The 23,483-nt window shown below is 60.7% G+C and carries 19 protein-coding genes and 1 pseudogene; 7 read left to right on the forward strand and 13 right to left on the reverse strand.

From position 1 onward, the window contains the following. Nucleotides 1–2: 2 nt before the first annotated feature. The 10 genes from BT199_RS12865 to BT199_RS12910 form a co-directional block, all read right to left on the reverse strand. The gene (locus BT199_RS12865) at nt 3–1,724 is read right to left on the reverse strand and encodes a ShlB/FhaC/HecB family hemolysin secretion/activation protein (protein ID WP_083535075.1); all 1,722 of its coding nucleotides are present in this window, start codon (nt 1,722–1,724) and stop codon (nt 3–5) included. 271 nt (nt 1,725–1,995) lie between these two features. After that, nucleotides 1,996–3,855 (reverse strand): calcium-binding protein, encoded by a 1,860-nt coding sequence (locus tag BT199_RS12870; RefSeq protein WP_072434610.1) that lies wholly within the window; start codon nt 3,853–3,855, stop codon nt 1,996–1,998. Between the two features lie 369 nt (nt 3,856–4,224). Continuing rightward, nucleotides 4,225–4,842, reverse strand: a complete 618-nt coding sequence (locus tag BT199_RS12875; RefSeq protein ID WP_072434611.1) for a hypothetical protein — start codon at nt 4,840–4,842, stop codon at nt 4,225–4,227. Further along, nucleotides 4,842–5,540 carry a hypothetical protein gene (locus BT199_RS12880; RefSeq protein ID WP_019817111.1) on the reverse strand — a complete coding sequence of 233 codons (699 nt, stop codon included), beginning with the start codon at nt 5,538–5,540 and terminating at the stop codon, nt 4,842–4,844. Before BT199_RS12880 ends, BT199_RS12875 begins: the two co-directional genes overlap by 1 nt. Before the next feature lie 56 nt (nt 5,541–5,596). Further along, nucleotides 5,597–6,358: a phosphate ABC transporter ATP-binding protein PstB gene (pstB, locus tag BT199_RS12885; RefSeq protein WP_019817112.1), complete on the reverse strand. Its 762-nt coding sequence runs from the start codon at nt 6,356–6,358 to the stop codon at nt 5,597–5,599. Nucleotides 6,359–6,434: 76 nt separating this feature from the next. Next, nucleotides 6,435–7,328: a phosphate ABC transporter permease PstA gene (pstA, locus tag BT199_RS12890; RefSeq protein ID WP_014718563.1), complete on the reverse strand. Its 894-nt coding sequence runs from the start codon at nt 7,326–7,328 to the stop codon at nt 6,435–6,437. Next, nucleotides 7,328–8,293, reverse strand: a complete 966-nt coding sequence (gene pstC / locus BT199_RS12895) for a phosphate ABC transporter permease subunit PstC (RefSeq protein WP_003191517.1) — start codon at nt 8,291–8,293, stop codon at nt 7,328–7,330. The genes pstA and pstC overlap by 1 nt, the downstream gene beginning before the upstream one ends. Nucleotides 8,294–8,367: 74 nt before the next feature. Continuing rightward, a complete protein-coding gene (gene pstS / locus BT199_RS12900; RefSeq protein ID WP_020302728.1) occupies nt 8,368–9,399 on the reverse strand; it encodes a phosphate ABC transporter substrate-binding protein PstS in 1,032 nt (343 codons plus the stop codon). Between the two features lie 445 nt (nt 9,400–9,844). After that, on the reverse strand, nt 9,845–10,471 hold the full coding sequence (gene ycaC / locus BT199_RS12905) for an isochorismate family cysteine hydrolase YcaC (protein WP_003191542.1): 627 nt from the start codon (nt 10,469–10,471) through the stop codon (nt 9,845–9,847). 63 nt (nt 10,472–10,534) lie between these two features. Continuing rightward, entirely contained in the window at nt 10,535–11,224 is a 690-nt protein-coding gene (locus BT199_RS12910; protein ID WP_003191543.1) for an isochorismatase family protein, read from the reverse strand. A gap of 338 nt (nt 11,225–11,562) precedes the next feature. On the opposite strand from BT199_RS12910, the gene BT199_RS12915 reads away from it, so the two are divergent. Continuing rightward, entirely contained in the window at nt 11,563–12,459 is an 897-nt protein-coding gene (locus tag BT199_RS12915) for a LysR family transcriptional regulator (RefSeq protein WP_072434612.1), read from the forward strand. Nucleotides 12,460–12,525: 66 nt separating this feature from the next. On the opposite strand, the pseudogene BT199_RS12920 reads toward BT199_RS12915, so the two are convergent. Next, a pseudogene (locus BT199_RS12920) lies at nt 12,526–12,984 on the reverse strand (Hsp20 family protein). A 227-nt stretch (nt 12,985–13,211) separates the two neighbouring features. On the opposite strand from BT199_RS12920, the gene BT199_RS12925 reads away from it, so the two are divergent. Next, nucleotides 13,212–13,640 carry a glycine zipper domain-containing protein gene (locus tag BT199_RS12925; RefSeq protein ID WP_014718574.1) on the forward strand — a complete coding sequence of 143 codons (429 nt, stop codon included), beginning with the start codon at nt 13,212–13,214 and terminating at the stop codon, nt 13,638–13,640. A 64-nt stretch (nt 13,641–13,704) separates the two neighbouring features. On the opposite strand, the gene treS is transcribed toward BT199_RS12925, so the two are convergent. Together treS and BT199_RS12935 are read right to left on the reverse strand one after the other, a co-directional pair. Next, on the reverse strand, nt 13,705–15,768 hold the full coding sequence (gene treS / locus BT199_RS12930) for a maltose alpha-D-glucosyltransferase (RefSeq protein WP_014718575.1): 2,064 nt from the start codon (nt 15,766–15,768) through the stop codon (nt 13,705–13,707). 153 nt (nt 15,769–15,921) lie between these two features. Further along, complete coding sequence (locus tag BT199_RS12935) at nt 15,922–16,731, reverse strand: AraC family transcriptional regulator (protein WP_069868523.1); 810 nt, start codon at nt 16,729–16,731, stop codon at nt 15,922–15,924. A 187-nt stretch (nt 16,732–16,918) separates the two neighbouring features. Between BT199_RS12935 and BT199_RS12940 the strand changes: the two genes are divergently transcribed. From BT199_RS12940 to BT199_RS12960, 5 genes are all read left to right on the forward strand, one after another. After that, nucleotides 16,919–18,544 (forward strand): APC family permease, encoded by a 1,626-nt coding sequence (locus BT199_RS12940; RefSeq protein ID WP_072434613.1) that lies wholly within the window; start codon nt 16,919–16,921, stop codon nt 18,542–18,544. 11 nt (nt 18,545–18,555) lie between these two features. Then, nucleotides 18,556–19,482 carry a 4-hydroxyproline epimerase gene (locus tag BT199_RS12945; protein WP_072434614.1) on the forward strand — a complete coding sequence of 309 codons (927 nt, stop codon included), beginning with the start codon at nt 18,556–18,558 and terminating at the stop codon, nt 19,480–19,482. Nucleotides 19,483–19,519: 37 nt separating this feature from the next. Continuing rightward, nucleotides 19,520–20,467 (forward strand): dihydrodipicolinate synthase family protein, encoded by a 948-nt coding sequence (locus tag BT199_RS12950; protein WP_038450257.1) that lies wholly within the window; start codon nt 19,520–19,522, stop codon nt 20,465–20,467. 162 nt (nt 20,468–20,629) lie between these two features. After that, a complete protein-coding gene (locus BT199_RS12955) occupies nt 20,630–22,201 on the forward strand; it encodes an aldehyde dehydrogenase (NADP(+)) (RefSeq protein WP_072434615.1) in 1,572 nt (523 codons plus the stop codon). 2 nt (nt 22,202–22,203) lie between these two features. Then, nucleotides 22,204–23,451: an NAD(P)/FAD-dependent oxidoreductase gene (locus BT199_RS12960; protein WP_072434616.1), complete on the forward strand. Its 1,248-nt coding sequence runs from the start codon at nt 22,204–22,206 to the stop codon at nt 23,449–23,451. Nucleotides 23,452–23,483 lie beyond the last annotated feature (32 nt).

Genomic DNA, 23,483 nt, shown 5'->3' on the forward strand with positions numbered 1-23,483 from the left:
ATTTAAAGGAAAAAGTCCAGACGGAAATAGATCGGCGCTTCACGGTCCGTGATCGCTTCCGGTCGTTCCAAAGAGTGTGCAAAGGTCACGCTGGCCGCGACGTTCTTGCCGCGCGCAAACAACTCCACCGAGTTGCTGCTCATGCGCCCATGCTGCTCGGCGTTGTAGCGGCCATGGCTGATGACGCCCTGGTCGTAGCCCAGGCTGGTGCCGTATTCAGTGAGCACCGGCTGCATCCAGGCCCAAGTCACCGGCCGACTCCAGCGCAGGTCGTTGCGCCAGTAGCCGCCGCTGTCGCCGGCAAGCATTTGGTCTTTGTAGCCACGAATCGACGACTGCCCGCCGAGGCTAATGCGCTGTGGGCTGAACAACACGTCTTCGCTGTGCTGACCGGTCATCAGACTGCTGAAACTGAGGGACTCACCCCACAGTTTGAATGGATACAGATAGCTCACCGTGGCGGTGTACTTGCGGTAGCGCGCATCCGGCTGCCCAGGCTTTGGATCGTGATTGGCCTGGGCATCGAATGCGCCGATGCCGTTTTGCATGCCAAGGTCAATGTTGAGGAATGAACCGCCGATACGCCGACCATGGTTGATACCCACTTGCGCTTCGCTGAGGCGGTTGCTGCTCAAGGCAAGCTTGCTGTCTTCAATGAAATTATTGGTGCGAAGATAGGCGATGCCGGTGTTCAGGGAAGTCTTGCTCAAGGCATCCCGATGGATGACGCGCTCCAGGCGCAACTGGTGATTCTGACTGTCGCCGGTCTGCTTGAACTTGAAGTGGTTGGCCTCGGCCTGGGAGCGGTACTCACTTTCGATGTAGCTGTACGAGAGGTTCCACCAACCGAACGGCAGGCTGTAACTGAGCATCGAATTGCGCGAGGTTTTCTGGTGATCGCTGACGGCATCGTGGCCGCCACGTAGCGAAAGCTGGTCGGCCAGGCCCAACGGATTGTCCCAATCCAGGCTGGCGCCCCACTGCTGCTCACCGGTGCTGCGCTGGCCGCCGTTGTGCCGCGACAGGCCAACACGCCAGGGCTTTTGCGAGGTGTTTTTGACCAGTACATCACTGCCCCCCACGGCCTTGCCCGGCGCCAATTCCATCTGCGCCTGGTTCGACGGCAAGCGGTTCAACTGATCGACCATCTGCTCGATTTCGCGCAGATTGAGCAGTTCGCCCTGCTTGCCGGGGAAGCTCATGGTCAATTGACGGTCAGTGATTCCGCTGCCTTCGGCAGCCTTCAGGCTCTCCAGCTTACCTTCGACCACTTGGATCTTGAGATTGCCGCTGGAAAGGTCCTGCTGCAGCAAATACGCGCGACTGGTGACCAGGCCTTTGGCCAGATAACGGTCGGTGATCACCTTGAGCACTGCGTTGAGTTGCGGCACACCAAGACATTGGCCGAGGTAGGGCTTGATCAGATGAGCTCGCTCACCTTCAGTCAGCGCATCCGCGCCGCCCAGCTCGATGGTTTTGATCGGGAAGCAGCGGGTATCGACAGGTGTTGCCGAGGTTGCCGGCGCGGCGGCTTTACCCGGCAAGTCTTTGAGCTCCTCAAGGCGCCGTTGCTGCTCTTCGAGCAGGCGGTCCTGGCGGTCACGGATCAGGTCGGTGATGCCGGGGGCGTTCTGCGGCGTGGCCGCTTGCGCCCATCCGGAGGTGCCCAGGCAAAAAAAAGCGGACAGCAGGCTTAACCTGGTCCGACGCGGTAAACGCCACACTGTATAGATCCCTCTATATGGCTTTATGCCATCCAATGTGGCGATGATAAGATGTCATTTTGATGGCGTCAATTAACAGTGCAAACTCGTTCAACCCTTCACGCAGAGCGGCTCAGGCGTGAAAATGAAGAGTTTTTGCCCGTTTGAGTCCGACCGCTAGGCACTGACGCTGCGTGTGGTACCGAGCCATTGCGTCAAACAGCAGGCCATAAAAAACCCCACAGCTTCGGGGAACCTGTGAGGTTTTACCTTCCGTTTCGCAGGTGTCGCATCACACCACGCTGATCATCTCTGCACTCAACTGCGCCGCATTGAACCCCACCAAGGTGACACTGCTGTCCCCCGCCAGAATTACGCTGTCACTGCCATGCTGGGTAGTGGCACCGAGCACGGCATCGGCGCTGGCAAACAGCGACTTGGCGAACACCAGCAGGTCCTGCCCATTCTGGTGAATGTTGAAGTCGCTGATCACGTCGTGGCCAAACCCGCGTTGATCGAAAACAAACAGGTCGCTGCCCACGCCACCGCTGAGTTGGTCATTGCCCAACCCGCCGATCAGGACGTCATTGCCGCTGGCGCCATACAGCGCGTCGTTACCCGTGCCGCCCAGCAGTGTGTCGTTGCCGTCGCCGCCGTGCAGCAGGTCATTGCCAGCGCCACCGTCGAGCCGGTCATTGCCGTTCTGGCCGAATATCAGGTCGCGCGCGGCGGTGCCTTTGAGGGTGTCGGCCAATTGGCTGCCTTCGATGGATTTGGCATACGCCTTATCGGCGCCGAACAGGCCTTCGAAGTCGAGTTTGCCACTGGTCACCGTATAGGCCGGCGTGAGGACCTCGCCAATGCCACCGAAGAGCCCGCCGAACACGGGCACCTGGCCGAGGCTATTGGCCAAGCCGGTTTCGAACTCCACATGCTCTACGCCGTGCAATTCCTTGAGGCCGTATTGGCCGCTGCTGTCGTTCAAAAACAACGTGCCATCGCTGAGTTTCACCGCTTCGTAGGAAGATGCAGTGCCTTTGAGGAAGACTTTGTCGTTGCCTTCACCGCCGGCGACAATATCGGTACCGGTACTCACGCGGAAACTGTCGTCACCCTTGAACCCGTCGAGGAAGTCATCGCTGCGCCCGTCCTGCAGCTTGTCCGAACTGTCGGTGCCCAGCAGGAAGGCCGGTGTGCCGTAATGGTTGGAGGTGGCGGTCTGTTTGTCGCTGACCCAGGTAAAGCTGCGGCTGATGGCGTCGAGATTGCTGATGATGATGGTGCTGTCGCGTTCGATGTAATCGTAGAAGGTCGATTGGGCGATACGCTGGATAGGGTTGATGAAAATGCCTTCCAGATGCGCGGCCCAGCCTGACAGGTTGGCAATTGAGAACGGACCATTGGGCCAGGTTGGCAGCGCGTAGATCGTGTCGAACAGCACGATGTTGTCAGTCGCCGAAGTGTAACTGGCGTCACTGCCTTGAAGCGCATCGATAATGGCGCTGCCCACGTTGGTCTCTTGCCCCGTGAGGCGGTGGACCACATCGTTTTCAAAACCGAAGTTGAAGATTCCGTCGCTGTTGCTGGACTTGGGCGACTCCATGCCAAAGTAGTCCGAATCCTTGAAAAAACCGTCTGCCAAAGTGTCCTTGCCGATATACATGCTGTTGGTAACGGAGCCACCCTGGCTGTAGCCGGTTACCAGAACATCTTTGCCGCTCAGGTTGTGGTCGGTGGCGTAATCCTTGATTGAATTGAGCAGGTAGTCGTAGCCGTTGATATAAGAGTTATCGATCATCGCCGGCCAACCCAGCAGATCAATGGGTGAGTTAGTACCTGCAATGGAAAAACCCATTTTGACTAATTGGCCGCTGTCATCGTATTGACCAAACACCCTGGCCTGGGAGCCGAACACGCCGTCACCGGTAAAACTTCCAGTGATGTCGGTGTGGCTGCTATCCACCTGCAGTTCGCTCGCGCCGATTTCACGCCAGCCCTTGGGCAGCGCGAAGGTGTTGCCCTCGCCCAGCACAAGTCCCGGAATGTTGTAGAGCGCGCCGACGGTCGCGACACCACTGGTGTAAGTGGCAAGGGTCCAGGCATCTGAAATCAGGACGCGGGCATCTTGCCCCTTGTAATCGAATATAGCCATGTCAGTACTCCTTGAGCCCAGCGATCAACACCGAAAGTCAACGGTAATACCTGATGCGTCGGGCTAAACAATATGCATTGAAGTTGTTGTTGTGCATTCTGTTCAGGCTGCTTCGTTGCTTAATATCGAGGTTGACCATTAAGGAAGCTCGTCAACACTAGCCTAGAAGTGCCGCGTTAAAGTGACCGACTATCGGATGATAAGGGTATGTACTTAGGGAGATAGACGACAAAAGCGCCATAAGCGCTGTTTGACGAACACGAGGTGAAGTTCTGTGTTGTTCGTGACTGGCGAGTCAAAGAAAATCAAACCCTTATAGCAAGTTGTGAGCTGCAATAAGTGCTCAAGAAGTTCAGGTTTCTCTGGAACTCAGGAAGAATAAACCTCAGCACCTTGGCATACAGGCTGCTTGAACCTGGGTAATTGCTGCCGGGCCAGTTGCGCCTGCACGCCCGCGACGGCTTCAAGCACTCGTTGTGCCCAGTGCTCATCCCGCGGATCGACCACCACCACGCGAAAGCCGTGGTCGTTGCCTTCAAGGCGCACGCCCTCGGAATCATCCACGTGCAAATCAATGTCGAAGGCCGGCGGAAATTTCGAGGGGGTGTTCGACAGCCCATGCACCGTGAGGGCGTGGTTATGCCGCTCGCTATTGACTACGCCGTCGACACGAATGCCGTACAGCATCAGCCAACGCCTGATGTAGGAAGGCGCCCTTCCCGATGAGGTATAGACCCAGATACTGCAACCCTGGCGCCGCAGCTGCCGCGTCAGCGAACGAGTGCCGATACGCAGCGGCTCTCCCCACCAACGATGAGCACAAGCCGGTAGCCAGCTGCTCTCGACGTCAGCGTGGTGGAGCTGGCAAGCCAATGTGTCGTCGATATCAAAGGAGATGCGTACGCGCGGGCGCTTGGCGGCACGCGTGAGAAGCGCCTGCTGGATGGCTTGCACGGCTCGGCTGGCGAGTGTTGGATACCGGCGCATTAATGGCCTCCCTGATAAATAGGCTGTGGTGCGTCGTTCAAGAAAAACGCCTTGGGATCCGGCGCCTGTTCCTCCAGGAAGGCGGCGTACTTTTTCTTGATCTTGGGCAATTCATACAACGCCTTGACCCCATGTTTGGCCGAGTTGCGGATTACCGAGGAAGGATTGAAGTAACCCTCGGCATTTTCCAGCGTCAGCACGAACGGTGGCAACCCGGCCCGCATCAGCAGATAACTGACGATCAGCGAACCACTGCGGTTGTTGCCTTCGATGAACAACTGCGGCTTGCTGAGGATGCGCACATACACACCGGCCGCACGCTTCCACACCGATTCACTGCGATACGCGCAGTACCAATTGAACAAGTCCTTGATACCGCCTTCAACGTTGTTGAAGAAGTGCTCCTCGGTGGCGGCCAGGTGCTGCGCGTATTCCACGCGGCGCGCCGGGTCGCTACCGCAGAGCACCGTGGCGTTGATCTCCAGCATCAGGTCCAGATGATGAAGGTCAAACAGGTCAACGCCCCGTGCGACATAGTCGTCAACCAGCGCATAGCCTTCAAGCACGTTGTGCAGCACTTCGTCGGTCAAGGGGTCGCGCGGCTCGGTAAATTGCGTGCTGAGCTCGGCAAAGCGGCTCTGCACTTTACGGAGCGCGCGTTCAATCGCTGACAAATCAAGACGATGCGTTGCAGACATTGGCATTCCTGGGCTGACGGTGGCGCACCTGTGGTTTCTATCGAACATGGAGTTACTCAGCTGAACTTGCCACTGATGTAATCCTCGGTCATCTGTTCACGCGGGCTGCCAAAAATCTGCGCGGTCGGGCCCATTTCCACCAGGTAGCCGGTACGCGTGCCCTGGGAAATATCCACCGAGAAAAACGCCGTGGTGTCCGCCACGCGAATGGCCTGCTGCATGTTGTGGGTGACCAGGGCGATGGTGTAATCCTTCTTCAGTTCCACCATCAGCTCCTCTACCCGGCGAGTCGCAATCGGGTCGAGTGCCGAGCACGGCTCATCGAGCAACAGCACTTCCGGCTCGGTGGCGATAGCGCGGGCAATACACAGCCGTTGCTGCTGGCCGCCGGAGAGCGACAGGCCGCTGACCTTGAGCTTGTCCTTGACTTCATCCCACAGCGCAGCGCCTTGCAGGGCGTGCTTGACGCGATCGCCCAAGTCGCCTTTGTAGCGGTTCAGGCGCAGGCCGAAGGCGACGTTGTCGAAGATGCTCATGGAAAACGGGTTCGGCTGCTGGAACACCATGCCGATGTAACGGCGCACCACCACCGGGTCTACACCCTTGCCGTACACGTCCTGCCCCAGGAAGTGCACATGGCCCTCGAAGCGAAAGCCTTTCACCAGGTCGTTCATGCGGTTGAGGCTGCGCAGTACCGTACTTTTGCCGCAGCCGGACGGGCCGATAAAACCGGTGATCTTGTTTTTCTCGATCGGCACATGGCTGTCACGCACTGCCATGAAGTTGCCGTAGAAAATCCTGTCCAGCTTGCAGTCCATGACCACAGGCGATTGGGTAACAAACGGAGCGGCTATTTGCGCAGTTGAGACGTTCAAGATTCAGATGCTCCCGTTCTTAATACTTAGGCTTGCCGAAGATACGGCTCACAATATTCACGACCAGCACGATCATCACCAACACCAACGAGGCCGCCCAGGCGAGCTCCAGCTGGTTGTCGAAGGGCATGCCGGAAAAGTTGTAGATCAGCACGGCAAGGGAGGCCGTGGGGTTCATCACCGCCAGGTCGCCGTCGTGGTAGATCCAGTAGTTGCTGAACAGCGCGGTGAACAACAACGGCGCGGTTTCGCCTGCGGCACGAGCCACAGCAAGCATTACGCCGGTGAGGATCGCCGGCAGGCCGGTCGGCAAGATGATCTTCCAGATCACCTGCGAGCGGGTGCAACCCATGCCGTAGGCAGCGTCCTTCATGATCTTGGGCACCATGCGCATCGACTCTTCAGCCGTCAGCACCACGATGGGCAGCATCAGTACCGCCAGGGCTACGCCGCCTGCCGGTGCCGAGTAGGTGCCGGTGGTCATGACCACCAAGGCATAGGCAAACACGCCGGCCAGGATCGAAGGCAAGCCGGTGAGCATCTTGGCGGCAAAGCGTGCAGCGTTGGCCAATTTACTGTCCGGCCCCAGTTCGGCCAGGAAGATCGCGGCCATGATGCCGACCGGCACCGCAATCGCCGCAGCGATACCGACCATCACAAAGGTGCCTGCCATGGCGTTGCCGAAACCGCCGCCTGTTTCGAAGCCGGTGGGCGGCAGTTCGGTGAACACCTCCAGGCTCAGGCGTGCGCCGCCACGGGTGATCAGCATGTAGAGCACGGAAATCAGCGGCACACTGGCCAGCAGCGCGCCAAACCATACCAACGTGGTCAACACCAGGCTGCGCAAGGCGCGGCCTTCGAACTTGCGCTGCAAGCTCGGTACAGCGGTGATAGGGGATGTGAGATTCGTCATCATCGGTTACCCCGTTGGGCGTAGAGCATGATCATGGAACCGATGACATTCACCAGCAGCGTGATGAACATCAAGACGAGAGCGGCGTACATCAATACCTCCACCTCGTTGGGCCCGGCTTCGGGGAAGTTCAGCGCCAACAAGGCTGCCAACGTATTGGCCGGCGCGAACAGCGACAGGGAAATGTTGTTGGCGTTGCCCACCAGCATCGCCAGCGCCATGGTTTCGCCCAGCGCACGACCGAGGCCAAGTACCAGGGAGCCAAAAATACCGGTGGCGGCGGATGGCACCATCACCTTGAGAATCGCCTCCCAATGGGTGGTGCCCATGCCGTAGGCGGCCTGCTTGGTCTTCATCGGCACGCTGGTGAGCGCGTCCTGGGACACGGCGGCAATCGTCGGCAGAATCATGATGGCCAACACCAGCGCCGCCGGCAGCAACCCCGGCCCGCTCAAGGACGTGCCGAAAAACGGGATCCAACCCAGTTCGCTGTTCAACCAGGTGGTCAGTGGCCGAATGGCCGGGATCACCACGTAGATGCCCCACAGGCCGTACACTACGCTGGGGATGGCGGCGAGCAGTTCAACGATGGTGCGAAACACAGCGGCCAGCTTGGCCGGCAGAAAATCCTGAGTCAGGAAAATCGCCATGCTGACACCGAAAAAGCCTGCAATCAGCAGCGCGATGAAAGCGCTGTAGAGCGTGCCCCAAATGGCCGGCAAGATCCCGTACTTGCCCTGATTAACGTCCCAGACGCTGCCAAAAAGCACATCGAACCCGTGCTTTTCCATGCCCGGCAAGGCCTTGCGTCCCACCTCGAATACCAAGGCTGCGACCAACGCCAGAATCAGTACCACCCCGATTCGCGCGAGCCCACGGAAGGTGCGATCGACCAGGAAGTCTTTGGCCGAGGGAGGTTGGCAAGCAGAATCCCGGTTAACCGGTACGACGAAAGGTTTGTTCATTGGCTAATTCCGGAACAGGGGGGAAACGCCCCCGGCGCGGCAAACAGCCCACACCGAGAGCGGCCTCACGGGTGTTACTGAATGTTGGCGGAGGCTTTGCGTACCTGCTCCACCACCGATGGCGGCAGCGGGATGTACCCCATCGAGTCGGCGATTTTCTGCCCCTCGGTCAGGCTGTACTCAACCATTTCGCGCATGGCCTTGGCCTTGGCAGGGTTGCCGTTGTCCTTGCGGAAAATCATCCAGGTGTACGAGGTGATCGGGTAAGACTTGGCACCGTCCGGGTCCGGCAACCAGGCCACCAGGCTTTCCGGCATCTTCACGGCGGCCAGGGCCTCGGCGCCGCTTTCGGCGTTCGGCACTACGTACTGGCCGGCCTTGTTCTGCAACTGGGCGAAGTCAACCTTGGCCAGTTTGGCGAAGCCGTATTCGATGTAGCCAATCGCGCCTGGGGTCTGGCGTACGGTGGCAGTCACACCATCGTTCTTGGGCGACTTGATGAATTTGTCGCTAGCCGGCCAGTTGACGGTGTTGCCCTCCCCCAGTGCCGTTTTGAATTCAGGGTTGATGGTCGCCAGGTGTTTGGTGAATACCGCCGTGGTGCCGCTGGAGTCTGCGCGCACCACCACGGTGATCGGCGTGTCGCCAAGCTTCAGGTCCGGGTTGGCGGCGACGATCTGTGGGTCGTTCCACTTGGTGATCTTGCCCAGGAAGATATTGGAGTAAACATCGCGTGGCAGCTTGAGGCCCTTGGGATTGCCCGGCAGGTTATAGGCCAGCACGATTTCACCGGCGGTCATTGGCAGCAGTTGCACGCCCTCGGCGACCTTGGCGATGTCTTCGTCTTTCATGGCCGAGTCACTGGCGGCGAAGTCGACGGTTTTATTCAGGAAGTCCTGCACACCTGCGCCGCTGCCCTTGGACTGGTAATCCACGGTGACGCCAGCGGTCTTCTTGCTGAAATCCTTGAACCAGGTGAGGTAGATCGGTGCAGGGAAGCTGGCGCCAGAGCCGGTGAGGCGCACGTTTTCGGCGGCGAAGGTCATGGAGGAGGCACACAGGGATACCGTAACGGCGAGTGCTGCGGACTTCATCAAGCTTTTCATTAAAAGGAACTCGTTGTGGTGACGGGCTCCCGAACTGTGAAGCAGGGTTGTTACATTTTTATGAAAATTGAATGGCGAGGGGGTGTTTTGTCCCGCTTTGCCGCCACAGCGCTGTATTTTTAGGGCATGGGTTAGTAACAAAATACGACTACAGTGCTGTCATCCCTCTAGCGGTACTGATCTTGCGCCCGTGACGGTCGAAGCTGATCCCATTGATGCTGCGCCATCCAACTGTGGGAGTTGGCTTGCCTGCGATGACGGTCGGACAGCCAACGCCTATTTACCTGACACCTCACCGTTGGATCGCGGGTGTGTCAGGTAAATAGGCGTCGGGCGCAATGTCGCCATCGCAGGCAAGCCAGCTCCCACATTTGGACCTAGGGGTGTCAGGGAAATAGGCGTTCTACCGCTCCCCCCCACGGCTAGCGGCCGCCTTCCATCAGGCTTACTTGCCTTCAGTCAACGCGTTGTAGCTGGTGAACAGGTTGCGGTAGTCCGGAATGTGGTTGGAGAACAACGTCCCCAAGCCCTCGATGTCGTTGCGCCAGTCGCGGTGCAGCTCACAGGCCAGGCCAAACCAGGTCATCAGTTGCGCGCCGTTGGCGGACATGCGGGCCCAGGCGGACTGCTGGGTCAGTTCGTTGAAGGTGCCGGAGGCGTCGGTGACCACAAACACTTCAAAGCCTTCGGCCAGGGCCGACAGCGCCGGGAACGCTACGCACACTTCGGTCACGACGCCGGCAATGATCAATTGCTTCTTGCCGGTGGCCTTGATGGCCTTGACGAAGTCTTCGTTGTCCCAGGCATTGATCTGGCCTGGGCGCGCAATGTACGGCGCATCCGGGAACAGGGCCTTGAGCTCGGGCACCAGCGGGCCGTTGGGGCCGGTTTCGAAACTGGTGGTGAGGATGGTCGGCAGCTTGAAGTACTTGGCCAAGTCAGCCAGGGCCAGCACGTTGTTCTTGAATTTGTCCGGGTCGATGTCACGGACTAGTGACAGCAAGCCGGCCTGATGGTCAACCAACAGCACAGCGGCGTTGTCTTTGTCCAAGCGAACGTAAGGTGTAGACATCGTGGTACTCCTGATAAAGAAGGTGACGCCCCGAGTAGGCGCCCCGTAAAGAACCCAGCGTGTTTACTTGCGCTGTGAGTCTAGTACTTCGTGGTTGTTTGCCACTTCCTGAGCCTTGACGTAGCTCTCGATGAGAAGCTGGTAGTGCGGCATGGCCTGGGTGTAGACGTTGGCCCACTCCTGGGCATCCGGGCGGTTCCAGGAGCCTTGCAACTCCGACAGCGTGCCCATGATGTCGATCGGCACCACGCCGGCCTGGGCCAGGCGTGCAACGGTCAGGTCGGTGGCCAGCCTGGAGTGGTTGCCCGAGGCATCGACCACCGCGAACACCTTGTAGCCTTCATGCACCGCCGCAATCGATGGGAACGCCAGGCACACGCTGGTCAGGGTGCCGGCGATCACCAGGGTCTTCTTGCCGGTGGCTTTGACGGCGGCATGAAACTCCGGGTTGTCCCACGCGTTGATTTCGCCACGGCGGGCCACGTACTGGGCGTGCGGCGCGGCTTCGTGGATTTCCGGGATCAACGGGCCGTTGGGTCCTTGCGGCACCGAAGCGGTGGTGATAACCGGTATTTTCAGCAGGGTTGCGGCCTTGGCCAGCGCGATGGCGTTGGCGCGCAATTGAGGAACATCAATGTCCTTGACGATCTGGAACAGACCACTCTGGTGGTCGATCAGCAACATGGCGGTGTCAGCGGGGTCAATCGTCGGCTTTTGACCATTGAAGTTTGCAGCGTTACCTGATGCAGTCATTTGCATTTCCTCTTGCTTGGCGATACCTCCCTGGCGTGTGCGCCGGAACAGCGCCCGGCCGTGCCTGCACTTCCTGTACAGACACGCTTGGGCAACGACCTGGACGTGTGTCAGCAGGCCCACCCAAAAAAACAGTGGAACCACCTTAATCATCGCGTTCAGGGTTAGGTAGTGGCTGAAACGGGCCGCTCCATCTCAAAAATGGAACAATGCAGCCGCACGGTGGCAAGGGCACTTGGACGTGCCGGTCGTTACAATGCGATCATCGGCTCCATCCCGTGGATTTCAGGCACTTGCGCCAATCATGACCGTTCACTTATTTCCAGGCAGGTGCCTTCATGGATATCAAACAACTTAAATTCCTGATCGCGCTGGAGCAGACGCGCCATTTTGGCCAGGCCGCTGCCCGCTGCAACATCACCCAGCCCACCCTGTCGATGCGCCTGCGCAACCTGGAGGAAGAACTGGGGCTGGAGCTGGTGACCCGCGGTCAACGTTTCGAAGGCTTTACTCAGGCCGGCGAACGCGTGTTGGCCTGGGCCAGGACCCTGCTCGCCGCCCATGACGGCCTGTTCGCCGAAGCCGCTGCGTGTCGCGGCCAGTTGGTCGGTAACCTGCGCCTGGGCCTGGTGCCCCTGAGCGGCTTCAATCCGATCAGCTTCATCCAGGGCTTGTCCCACAGCTTCCCGGAACTCAAGTTCAGCCTCACCTCCATGAGTTCGGACAAAATCATCGAAGCGCTGGGCACCAATCAACTGGACTTGGGCGTGTGCTACCTGGACCACGTGAGCCCCAACTACCTGGAATTTTTCGAACTGGGCGAAACCCGTGTCGGCCTGCTGTACGACACTCGCCACTTCCACTTCGAAGGCACGCAGATGAGCTGGGAAGAAGCCGCCGAACTGCCCCTGGGGATGATCAGCAATGGCATGCACTACCGAAAATCCATCGACTTGAGTTTCCGCAGTCGCGGTCTCGATCCCCAGCCGATTCTGGAAAGCGACTCCACCTATCAACTGTTCCAGGCCATCCACGAAGGCTTCTGTTGCGCGATCATGCCGTTGGACAGCGGCCTGGAAAACCCCATCGAAAACCTGGCATTTATCCACCTGCCAGACGCCAGCGTCCTTGCGCCCCTGGGCATGGTGATGCGCAAAACCGAACCGCGCTCGGTCATTGCAGAGAAGTGTTTTGCCGAGGCGAGGCAGTTGTTTGCACCCAATACCCACGCTTAGCCGGCCTGCGTTTGCAGCGCGCACAAAAAAGGCGCTCCGTAGAGCGCCTTTTTACCGCCGATTGTTTTACTGCAGGCTGACCTGACGCAGCTCGGGTTTGGCCTCACCACCAATCATGATGCGTTTTGGCTTGGCCTCTTCAGGCACTTCACGCAGCAGGTCGATGTTGAGCAAACCGTTGGTCAGGGATGCGCCACGTACTTCGATATGGTCCGCCAAGCGGAACGACAACCGGAACGCACGTTGGGCAATGCCCTGGTGCAGGTAAGCGACCTTATCGTCGGTTTCGCGTTTTCCGCCGGAAACCGTCAATACACCCCTCTCGACCTGGATATCCAGATCCTCCTCGGTCAGGCCAGCCACGGCGATCACGATGCGTTACGCGTCGTCACCGTGCTTTTCCACGTTGTGAGGTGGATAGGAATTCGGAGCCTCGCTGCGCAGCGCCGACTCGAACAGGTCATTGAAGCGATCAAAGCCCACCGATTGACGGAACAGTGGGGCCAACGACAGGGTAGTAGCCATTTTAAAATCTTCTGAGTTTCTCCAAGTGATTTAGTACGCAACCCGGATTCGGCATCGCGTGATCCAAAATTTATGGACGCGCAAAAGGAATTCAAGAGGGCTGGAAAAAATTTTTCTTGTGCAAGGGGCGATCACCGAAGCCCAAGTGTTATGACGTGTGCTCTAATCAAAATGCCAGGCGTGCTTTACCCCGTGAGCGCCTGAGACAGCCCTTGAGGTACAAAAAAATGAAAATGACATTCCCGGCCCTGGCATTGGGCATTCTGATCTCCCAAGGGGCCCTGGCCGCTGGAGATGGTACGGCCGCGCTGGGAGGCGGTGTCGGCGGTGTGTTGGGCAACGTGGTAGGCCAGCAGCTTGGTGGCTCGACCGGTGCGGCCATCGGCGCCGGCGTGGGGGGCGCCGCCGGGAGTGCGGTGGGGGCGCAAAAGGGCAACAAGACCGAAGCGGCGATTGGCGGCGGTTTGGGCTCGGCAGGCGGTTCGCTGATTGGCAATCGCCTGGGCGGCACCACCGGCTCGACCATCGGCGCCGGCGTGGGGGGCGCAGCCGGTGGCGCGCTGGGTAATAACCTGGCCGATGACGAGAGCGGCCATCGTTCAGGCGGTGCCAAGCACAAAGGCAACAAGCATAAGCACAAGAACAAGCACCACTGATCGCGTGGCACGGCTTGCCATGTAGGAGCGAGCTTGCTCGCTCCTACGCCGGGCCAATATCCCTTTACATCGGCGTGCTGCTCACCACCCGCAACGCCAACCCTTCATACGCGTCCAGCGTGATCGTGAACGCACCCTCCTCTGTCAAATCGCCTTCCACCCGCTCATTGATGATATCCACCACCGGCCCCGGTGCGATGTTGGGCAGGTGCAGGGTTTCGGTGATCGGCGTGGCGCCAAAGTTCAGCGCAGTGATTTGAGTGCCCTTACCCGCCGGCAGTTCGTGGACCATGATCAGCAAGCCGGGATGCTCGACGTCCGGCACCAGGATCTGGCGGCTGGCGGCGATGTCGTAGGCGCGGCGTACGGCGAGGATTTTTTGCAGTTGGGAGGCAAAGGAGTCCGGGTCCTGCAGCTGGCTGTTCAGACTGCCATACAGGCTTTTTGAGCGCGGCATTTGCCCCGCCGACAGTTCGGCGTCGGGGTTCAGGTCTACCAGATCATAAGCGCCACGATGGATCCAGCGGGTGTCGCCATCGGCCATCAAATGCGCCACCTCTTCGGCCGCCAACGGCAGCGCGCCCACCAGGTCCCAGCCGGACAAGGCAAACACCCCAGGTTGCATGGCGTTGTACATCACCAGTAGCAAGTGGATCTGGCGAACCTGCTGTATATCCGCCGAAGTGATCGCCTCCAGGTCACGGATACCCAGGGCTGCGGTGATGATGCTGGCGGTGGTGCAGGACACGCCGTTGGTGACGAATTTGAGGTTATACGGCGCATGTTCGCCGGTGAGGCGTTCATACATCTGCTCGCGGATATGCTCGCGCAGGATGTTGCCGGGGAAGGTCTGGCCCTGGAACAGGAAGCTGTCATGGGCGTGCAGCGTCCAGAAATGCACCAGCTCCAGGGTCAGTTCATCATGGTTCTGCAGCGCGTGAATCAGCGAGCCGGGGTCGATGCCGAGGCTGTGCATCTGGCGCAGCATCAGGCGCAGGAATTCGGTATCGCCCATCAGCAATGCATGCTGGTAGGCCGGCCGGGTGATGAAGTCATAAGACAGGTCAGCGCCGCCGTGGGACATCGACGCGATGTCGTCCACGGTGAGGTTGAGTTCCTGAAAACTGAACCCGCCCGCCTTGCGAATGGCGCCGCCGAGTAACTGATTGCCGGTGATCGACAGCGGATGGCTTTCGGACCAGGCCGTGCCATCGAGCTTGCGCTCCACGCCGAGAAAGCCGTTGGCATCCAGGCGCAGGATTTTCGCGCCCATCACATCAATGGCGTGCAGCGCATCACCGATGATCATCTGCTGCGCAGCAAACGAAGGGTCGAGCCAGTTGAGCGACGGCTGGCCTTCCTTGAAGTAATGCAGGTACACCCAGCGCCGCGGCTTGCCATCCACGCCGAGCACCACCGGGGTGGCGCTCCAGTCGGTTTCTTTGACGCCGGGCTCGAAGAAAATCACCCGCTGCAATTGGCCGACGATGTAGTGCTTGTCACGCAGTGCGTCTACCTGGGAGGGGCTGAGGTTGTGTGCATCGCGCCCGGCGGCCACGTCGGGCAGCAACGGCCAGTCTTCCTCGCGGATTTCGACCATATGGTACAGGCCGGGATAGTCCTCATAGGCCATTTCTGCCAGACGAAAGTCCGCGCCCTTGCCGGTGTGCGACGGGATCACATCGTCGATGATCACCGCATTGTGCGCGGCAGCCATGCGCGTCAAGGCCTGCAATTGTGCCTCGGTGCCCAGTTGCGGATCGATGTCGAAACTGATGCGGTCGAAATTGCCGTCGATGGTCGGGGTGTGCTCGGTGCCAGACAAGCCACCGGACTTCTTCAACGGGCCGTTGTGAATGCCCTGGATGCCGATCTTGGACAGGGTATGCCACAAGGTTTCGTCCCCCAGCGCCTCCAGCACGGTGCCGCCTTCGCGGGTGACAATCGAGGCGGGGTAGGCCGTGAACCACACCGACGACAAGGCCGAAGCGTCACGCGGCCGGGTCTGTGCATAGGGCTGCTGCCACAGGCGGCCTTGCCCCGAATAAAGCTTGGCCCGCTGCCGCGCTGCGTGGAGCATGGAATGTTGCACCAGCCAGTTCACATGGTCGTTGTTCGCCGCGGTCATAAGCTCGGTACCTGTCGTGGTGAAAAGGGTCGGTGTAAGCATATGAGGGGCGTGCGCGGCATTCGTTGCATCGACTTGGCTTCATCCAAATGTGGGAGGGGGCTTGCCCCCGATGGCGGTGGATCAGATAAAAATAGCCTGACTGACACACTGCTATCGGGGGCAAGCCCCCTCCCACATTAGATTTTCATCTGGCCTGCCGCCTTGCGTCGCTTGCCGGTACTGCCTCGGGGTGAACCCGGTTGAAGATTTGAACTGCCGGGTAAACGCGCTGTGATCGGTGTAGCCGCATTGCAGCGCCACCTCGGTAATTGGCAGCTCGGTATGCAACAACCGCCGGGCATGCTCAAGCCGGACTTTCTGGATCATTTGCCGAGGCGTGAGGTGAAACACGCGTTTGCAGTAGCGCTCCAGTTGCGCCACGGAAATCCCGGCGATGCGGGTCAATTCACCCAGGGTGACGCGGCGGTTGAAGTGGCTGCGGATGTGTTCGTCCACCGCCGCCAGGCGCTGATAGGCCGGGTGGGTTTCGCTGGCAGACTGCAAGTCCACCGAAATTCCGGCCAGGCCGATGATCGCGCCGAGTTGGTTGTACAGCGGCCACTTGTGGGTCAGGCACCAGCCGGGTTCGCGGGTGCCGTAGAGGTGCAATTCGAGTTGATCTTCCAACACCAGGCCCTGCCTCAGCACACGACGGTCCTGTTCGGTATAGCCGGGGCCCAATTGTGCGGGAAACACTTCGGCGCTGGTCTTGCCCAGCAGCGGTTGCAGGTGCTTGAGGCCGCAGCGTTGCACCAGGGTGCGGTTGGCGAGCACGTAGCGGGCGTCGATGTCCTTGATGAAAATCGCGGCGTTGGGCAGTACATCGAGCATCGGCAGCAACTGCTCTACCCCGCTCAATAGCTGCTCGATGTTGTGGGGTCGGCTGCCCTGGAAAAGGCTCGCGAACGCGCTCTGCAACATGACTTTATCTGCCCTTTTTTTCGTCGACAGCCAGCAGATTGCGCCATGGAACGAGCGCTGTCGAGCGCGGCAAATTGTGCTGAATTCGTCATCCATCGCCGCATAAAACATCAATCGTCAGCCGGGCATGTGGGTTCAGGATAGCGCCACTGCATGCCTATCCAATAACTCACAAGAAGGCGCCGCTATGTCAGGCCAAGGCAAGTTCAAGAAACAGCTGTCACTGATGGACCTCACCTTTATCGGGTTGGGGGCCATCTTCGGTTCGGGTTGGTTGTTCGCCGCCAGCCACGTGTCTGCCATCGCAGGCCCGGCGGGAATTTTTTCCTGGTTGCTCGGTGGTTTCGCCGTGCTGCTGCTGGGCATTGTCTACTGCGAACTCGGTGCCGCCCTGCCCCGCGCCGGTGGCGTGGTGCGCTACCCGGTGTATTCCCACGGTCCGCTGCTCGGGTACCTGATGGGTTTTATCACGCTGATCGCGTTTTCCAGCCTGGTAGCAATTGAAGTGGTCGCCTCGCGCCAATACGCCGCAGCCTGGTTTCCGCAGCTGACCAAGGCAGGTTCCAGCGACCCCACTACCCTGGGCTGGCTGGTGCAATTTGCCCTGCTGTGCCTGTTCTTTGTGCTCAACTACCGCAGCGTGAAGACCTTTGCGATCGCCAATAACCTGGTGAGCGTGTTCAAGTTCATCGTGCCGTTACTGGTGATCGGCGTGCTGTTCACCTTCTTCAAGCCGGCGAATTTCCAGGTGCATGGCTTCGCGCCGTTCGGCTTATCAGGTATCGAGATGGCCGTGTCGGCAGGCGGGGTGATCTTTGCCTACCTGGGCCTGACGCCGATCATTTCGGTGGCCAGCGAAGTGAAAAACCCACAGCGCACCATCCCCATCGCCCTGATCCTCTCGGTACTGTTGTCTACGGCCATCTATGTGCTGCTGCAAACCGCGTTCCTCGGCGGCGTGCCTACCGAAATGCTCGCCAATGGCTGGGCCGGCATCAGCAAGGAACTGGCCCTGCCCTATCGCGATATCGCCCTGGCGCTGGGCGTGGGTTGGCTGGCCTACCTGGTGGTGGCCGATGCGGTGATCTCTCCCAGCGGCTGCGGCAATATCTACATGAACGCCACCCCGCGCGTGGTGTATGGCTGGGCGCAGACTGGCACCTTCTTCAAGATATTCACGCGCATCGATGAAAAGTCCGGCATCCCGCGCCCGGCGCTGTGGCTGACCTTTGGCCTGTCGGTGTTCTGGACCTTGCCGTTCCCGTCCTGGGAAGCGCTGATTAACGTGGTGTCTGCCGCCCTGATCCTCAGTTATGCCGTGGCCCCGGTGACGGTCGCCGCCCTGCGCCGCAATGCACCCGACATGGCGCGCCCGTTTCGGGTCAAGGGCATGGCGGTGCTGGGCCCGCTGTCATTCATCATCGCTGCGTTGATCGTCTACTGGTCGGGCTGGAGCACGGTGTCTTGGCTGTTGGGCCTGCAAATCCTGATGTTTGTGGTGTACCTGCTGTGCGCGCGCTGGGTGCCGACCGCGCACCTGAACCTCAAGCAACAAGTACGCTCATCGGCCTGGCTGATCGGCTTCTACGCCGTGACCATCCTGCTCTCCAAGCTAGGCAGCTTTGGCGGTATTGGTGTGATCAGCCACCCGTTTGACACCCTCGTGGTGGCGGCCTGCGCCCTGGGCATTTACTACTGGGGCGCAGCCACCGGCGTACCCGCCCACTTGGTACGCCTGGAGCAGGAAGAGGACGAAAGCGAAGCCGTCAGCGACGCGCACTACAGCGCCCCACTGTCCCCGACTACCCACTGATGGAGCGCCTTATGAAACGACTGCATGTGATTGACTCACACACCGGCGGTGAACCTACACGCCTGGTCATGAACGGCTTTCCCGAACTGGCGGGTGCCTCGATCGCCGATCAACTGGACCACCTGCGCACCCACCACGATCAATGGCGCCGCGCCTGCCTGCTGGAGCCCCGGGGCAACGATGTGCTGGTGGGCGCGCTGTACTGTGCGCCAGTCACGCCGGGGGCGACCTGCGGGGTGATCTTCTTCAACAACGCCGGCTACCTCGGCATGTGCGGCCACGGCACCATTGGCCTGATTGCCTCGCTGCACCACCTGGGGCTGATCCAACCGGGCGTGCACAGTCTCGACACGCCGGTCGGCCCGGTCGCGGCCACCTTGCACGAAGACGGCAGCGTGACCCTGCGCAATGTGCCCGCTTACCGCTACCGCAAGCAGGTGCCGGTTGAGGTGCCTGGGCATGGCGTGGTGCTGGGCGACATCGCCTGGGGCGGCAACTGGTTCTTCCTGGTGTCGGACCACGGCCATGAGTTGCAGATGGATAACGTGGAGGCCCTGACCGACTACACCTGGGCCATGCTCAAGGCCCTCGAAGCCCAAGGCATCCGTGGCGCAGACGGTGCGCTGATCGACCATATCGAATTGTTCGCCGACGACGCCCACGCCGACAGCCGCAACTTCGTAATGTGCCCCGGCAAAGCCTATGACCGCTCCCCCTGCGGCACCGGCACCAGCGCCAAGCTCGCCTGCCTGGCCGCCGACGCAAAACTGGCCGCAGGAGAACCCTGGGTACAAGCCAGCATCACCGGCAGCCAGTTCCTGGGCCGCTATGAGTGGGACGGCGAACACGTACGCCCATTCATCACCGGCCGCGCCTACATGACCGCCGACAGCACCTTGCTGATCGACGAACAAGACCCGTTTGCCTGGGGCATCTGAGCCCATTATTCATTCAACTGAAACCGGAGTTAGCACCATGAGCGACAACATCTTCACCGGCTGCATGCCCGCCCTGATGACCCCTTGCACCGCCGAGCGCCAACCGGACTTCGATGCACTGGTGGCCAAGGGCCGCGAGCTGATCGACATCGGCATGAGTGCCGTGGTGTATTGCGGCTCCATGGGCGACTGGCCGCTGCTCACCGAGGCCCAGCGCCAGGAAGGCGTGGCGCGCCTGGTGGCTGCGGGTGTGCCGACCATCGTCGGCACCGGTGCGGTGAACAGCCGTGAAGCCGTATCTCACGCAGCCCATGCCGCCAAAGTCGGCGCCGATGGTTTGATGGTGATTCCCCGCGTGCTGTCCCGAGGTGCTTCGGCCACTGCGCAAAAGGCCCACTTTGCAGCGATCCTAAACGCCGCCCCCAACCTGCCGGCGGTGATCTACAACAGCCCCTACTACGGTTTCGCCACCCGCGCTGATTTGTTCTTCGAACTGCGCCGCGAGCACCCGAACCTGATCGGCTTCAAGGAGTTCGGCGGCGCCGCCGACCTGCGCTACGCCGCCGAAAACATCACCTCCCAGGATGACGATGTGACCCTGATGGTCGGCGTCGATACCCAAGTGGTGCACGGCTTCGTCAACTGCAACGCCACCGGCGCCATTACCGGCATCGGCAATGCACTGCCCCGCGAAGTGCTGCAACTGGTGGCGCTGAGCAAAAAAGCCGCCAAGGGCGATGCCAAGGCGCGTCGCCAGGCCCGCGAGCTGGAAGCTGCACTGGCGGTGTTGTCGTCGTTCGACGAGGGCTGCGACCTGGTGCTGTACTACAAGCATTTGATGGTGCTCAACGGCGACCAGGGCTACGCCCTGCACTTCAACGAAACCGACGACCTCAGCGCTGCCCAGCGCCGGTATGCCGAGCAGCAGTACGCGCTGTTCCGCCAGTGGTATGCCAACTGGTCGGCTGAACAGAACGTCGCTTGATTTTCTGTAGGCGCGAGCTTGCTGTGGCGAGGGAGCTTGCTCCCGCTGACTGCGCAGCAGCCTCCGGCTTTTATTGGGGGCGCTTCGCACCCCAGCGCAAGCAAGCTTGCTCGCCACAAAAGCTCGCGCCTACAACACTCCTCTGTTTTTCTGGATGCCCCCATGACTCTGACAGGCAAGATGCTGATCGGTCAGCAATCCGTTTGCGGCCATCGCGATGCGATCCGGGCGATCAACCCCGCTACCAACACCCCACTGGAACCCGCCTACGCTGGCGGGGATGAGCAGCACGTCGACCAGGCCTGCGCACTGGCGTGGGCCGCGTTCGACGCTTACCGCGAAACCACCTTGGCAGATCGCGCCACGTTGCTTGAAACCATCGCCACCCACATCGAAGCCCTGGGCGATGAGTTGATCGAACGCGCCTGCGCCGAAACCGGCTTGCCTCGCGCACGCATTGAAGGTGAACGCGGCCGTACCTGCGGGCAACTGCGCGCTTTTGCCCGCACCGTGCGCCTGGGCGAATGGCTCGACGTGCGCGTCGATACCGCACAGCCCCAGCGCCAACCCCTGCCCCGCGCCGACCTGCGCCAGCGCCATATCGCCCTGGGCCCGGTAGCCGTGTTCGGAGCCAGCAACTTCCCTCTGGCCTTCTCCGTGGCGGGCGGCGATACCGCATCGGCCCTTGCCGCCGGTTGCCCGGTGATCGTCAAGGCGCATAACGCGCACCCCGGCACCAGCGAGCTGGTGGGCCGCGCCATCGCCCGGGCGGTCAAAGATTGTGGCTTGCCGGAGGGTGTGTTTTCACTGCTCTATGGTGCGGGTAACGAGATGGGTATCGCATTGGTGCGCGACCCGCGCATCCGGGCTGTGGGCTTCACGGGGTCGCGCAGTGGCGGTATTGCCCTGTGCCAAGCGGCGCAGGCACGCCCGGAGCCGATCCCGGTGTACGCAGAAATGAGCTCGATCAACCCGGTGTACCTGTTTCCTGCTGCGCTTGAAGCTCGGAGCGAAGCCTTGGCCGAAGGGTTCGTAGCGTCGCTGACCCAAGGCGCCGGCCAGTTCTGTACCAACCCTGGCCTGATGATTGCCCTGCAAGGCGCCGCTCTGGACCGTTTTATTCAGTCTGCCAGTGAGCGGCTCTCGCGTTGCCCGTCCCAGACCATGCTCACACCGGGCATCTTCTGCGCTTACGAAACCGGCCTGAAGACCCTGGCCCAGCACGCTCACATCGCCGCCAAGGGCTTGCCAGCGACCGGGCCGAACCAGGGCCAGGCCCATCTGTTCGTGACCCAGGCCGAGGCGTTCCTGGACAATGAACACCTGCACGCCGAAGTATTCGGCGCCGCCTCGCTGGTGGTGCAGTGCCGCGATGTCGAGCACATGCGCCAGGTGTCCGAGCACCTGGAAGGTCAACTCACCGCCACCCTGCACATGGATGACCACGACCTGCCAAAGGCGCGGGCATTGCTGCCGGTGCTGGAGCGCAAGGCTGGGCGCCTGCTGGTGAACGGCTGGCCGACCGGCGTAGAAGTGTGCGACGCCATGGTGCATGGCGGGCCCTTTCCGGCGACTTCGGATGCGCGCAGTACCTCGGTGGGCACGGCGGCGATCCTGCGATTCCTGCGCCCGGTGTGTTACCAGGACGTCCCGGACGCCTTGCTGCCCACCGCGCTGCAGCACGACAACCCGCTGCGGTTGCGGCGCCTGCTCGACGGCCAGCGAGAAGCATAATCATGGCCGATCCCAAGCAAGCAGACATCGTAGTAGTCGGCGCCGGCATTATCGGCGTCGCCTGCGCCTTGCAGCTGGCACGCCAAGGCCGCCAAGTCGTCGTGCTCGACCCGCAGGCACCCGGCATGGGTGCCTCCTACGGCAACGCCGGCCACCTGGCGACGGAACAGGTGTTTCCCATCGCCGACCTGTCGATCCTCAAGCGCTTGCCCGCCATGCTCCTGGACCCCATGGGCCCGCTGCGCCTGGACTGGACCTATCTGCCCCGCGCCCTGCCCTGGTTTATCCGCCTGTTGCTCAACCTGCGGCCAGCGCGTTACCAGCGCACCGTGGCCGGTCTTCGCGCGCTGAACGAAGGTAGCCTGGGCGCGTGGCAACGCTTGCTGCAATCGATGGGTCAAACGCAATTGCTGCGTGAAGACGGTTCGCTATTGGTGTATGAGCGCGCCGAATCCCGCGCTGCACTGGATGCAGTGCAGCAACGCATGCGGCAGCAAGGCGTCGCCGTGGACTTCTGGAGCGGCGATGCGGTGCGCAAGGCTGCGCCGCAACTGAGCGACGCCATACAAGGCGGGTTGTTCTTCCCCGCTACCGGACACTTTCTGGACCCGTACACGGTGGTTGGCGAACTGGTGAACGCGGCCAAGGCTGAGGGGGTGCAATTTCTTCAGCAGCGCGTTCTGGACGGACGCCTGGAGAGTAACGGCGTTTCCCTGATGACCGACCAAGGCGTACTGACAGCGCAGCAAGTGCTGATCGCCTGCGGCGCCCACTCGGCCAAACTCACCGCAGCTCTCACCGGCAAACAAGTGCCGCTGGACACCGAACGCGGTTACCACCTGATGCTGCCCCACGAACAACAGCGCCTGCCCTTCGCGGTCACTTCACTGGAGCGCAAATTCATCATGACGCCCATGACCGGTGGCCTGCGCCTGGCCGGCACGGTCGAATTCGCCGGCCTCGACCGCCCGGCCAATATGCAACGGGCCTGGCAGTTGCACCGGTTGAGCAAAGGGCTGTTCCGACATGACCTGAGCGACAGCGCAGCCACGCCCTGGATGGGGTTTCGCCCTTCCCTGCCCGACTCACTGCCGATCATTGACCGGGTGTGCGAAGGCAAAGTGCTGCTTGCGTTCGGTCACCAGCATCTGGGGCTGACACAAGCGGCGGTGACGGCCGAGCGGGTTGGGCAGCTTGCTGCGGGTGAGCGGGTGCCGCAATTGCACCTCTACCGCCTGGAGCGATTCTGAGAATACCGAGAACCCAATGTGGGAGCTGTCGA

It is taken from the genome of Pseudomonas sp. NFR02 (assembly GCF_900119375.1).
GTDB lineage: Bacteria > Pseudomonadota > Gammaproteobacteria > Pseudomonadales > Pseudomonadaceae > Aquipseudomonas > Aquipseudomonas paracarnis.

Excerpts from the sequence above, each read along its gene's own strand:
- BT199_RS12870 (WP_072434610.1), bottom strand. The coding sequence starts at position 3,855 with ATGGCTATATTCGATTACAAGGGGCAAGATGCCCGCGTCCTGATTTCA.
- BT199_RS12875 (WP_072434611.1), bottom strand. The coding sequence starts at position 4,842 with ATGCGCCGGTATCCAACACTCGCCAGCCGAGCCGTGCAAGCCATCCAG.
- BT199_RS12880 (WP_019817111.1), bottom strand. The coding sequence starts at position 5,540 with ATGTCTGCAACGCATCGTCTTGATTTGTCAGCGATTGAACGCGCGCTC.
- pstB (WP_019817112.1), bottom strand. The coding sequence starts at position 6,358 with ATGGACTGCAAGCTGGACAGGATTTTCTACGGCAACTTCATGGCAGTG.
- pstA (WP_014718563.1), bottom strand. The coding sequence starts at position 7,328 with ATGACGAATCTCACATCCCCTATCACCGCTGTACCGAGCTTGCAGCGC.
- pstC (WP_003191517.1), bottom strand. The coding sequence starts at position 8,293 with ATGAACAAACCTTTCGTCGTACCGGTTAACCGGGATTCTGCTTGCCAA.
- pstS (WP_020302728.1), bottom strand. The coding sequence starts at position 9,399 with ATGAAAAGCTTGATGAAGTCCGCAGCACTCGCCGTTACGGTATCCCTG.
- ycaC (WP_003191542.1), bottom strand. The coding sequence starts at position 10,471 with ATGTCTACACCTTACGTTCGCTTGGACAAAGACAACGCCGCTGTGCTG.
- BT199_RS12910 (WP_003191543.1), bottom strand. The coding sequence starts at position 11,224 with ATGACTGCATCAGGTAACGCTGCAAACTTCAATGGTCAAAAGCCGACG.
- BT199_RS12915 (WP_072434612.1), top strand. The coding sequence starts at position 11,563 with ATGGATATCAAACAACTTAAATTCCTGATCGCGCTGGAGCAGACGCGC.
- BT199_RS12925 (WP_014718574.1), top strand. The coding sequence starts at position 13,212 with ATGAAAATGACATTCCCGGCCCTGGCATTGGGCATTCTGATCTCCCAA.
- treS (WP_014718575.1), bottom strand. The coding sequence starts at position 15,768 with ATGACCGCGGCGAACAACGACCATGTGAACTGGCTGGTGCAACATTCC.
- BT199_RS12935 (WP_069868523.1), bottom strand. The coding sequence starts at position 16,731 with ATGTTGCAGAGCGCGTTCGCGAGCCTTTTCCAGGGCAGCCGACCCCAC.
- BT199_RS12940 (WP_072434613.1), top strand. The coding sequence starts at position 16,919 with ATGTCAGGCCAAGGCAAGTTCAAGAAACAGCTGTCACTGATGGACCTC.
- BT199_RS12945 (WP_072434614.1), top strand. The coding sequence starts at position 18,556 with ATGAAACGACTGCATGTGATTGACTCACACACCGGCGGTGAACCTACA.
- BT199_RS12950 (WP_038450257.1), top strand. The coding sequence starts at position 19,520 with ATGAGCGACAACATCTTCACCGGCTGCATGCCCGCCCTGATGACCCCT.
- BT199_RS12955 (WP_072434615.1), top strand. The coding sequence starts at position 20,630 with ATGACTCTGACAGGCAAGATGCTGATCGGTCAGCAATCCGTTTGCGGC.
- BT199_RS12960 (WP_072434616.1), top strand. The coding sequence starts at position 22,204 with ATGGCCGATCCCAAGCAAGCAGACATCGTAGTAGTCGGCGCCGGCATT.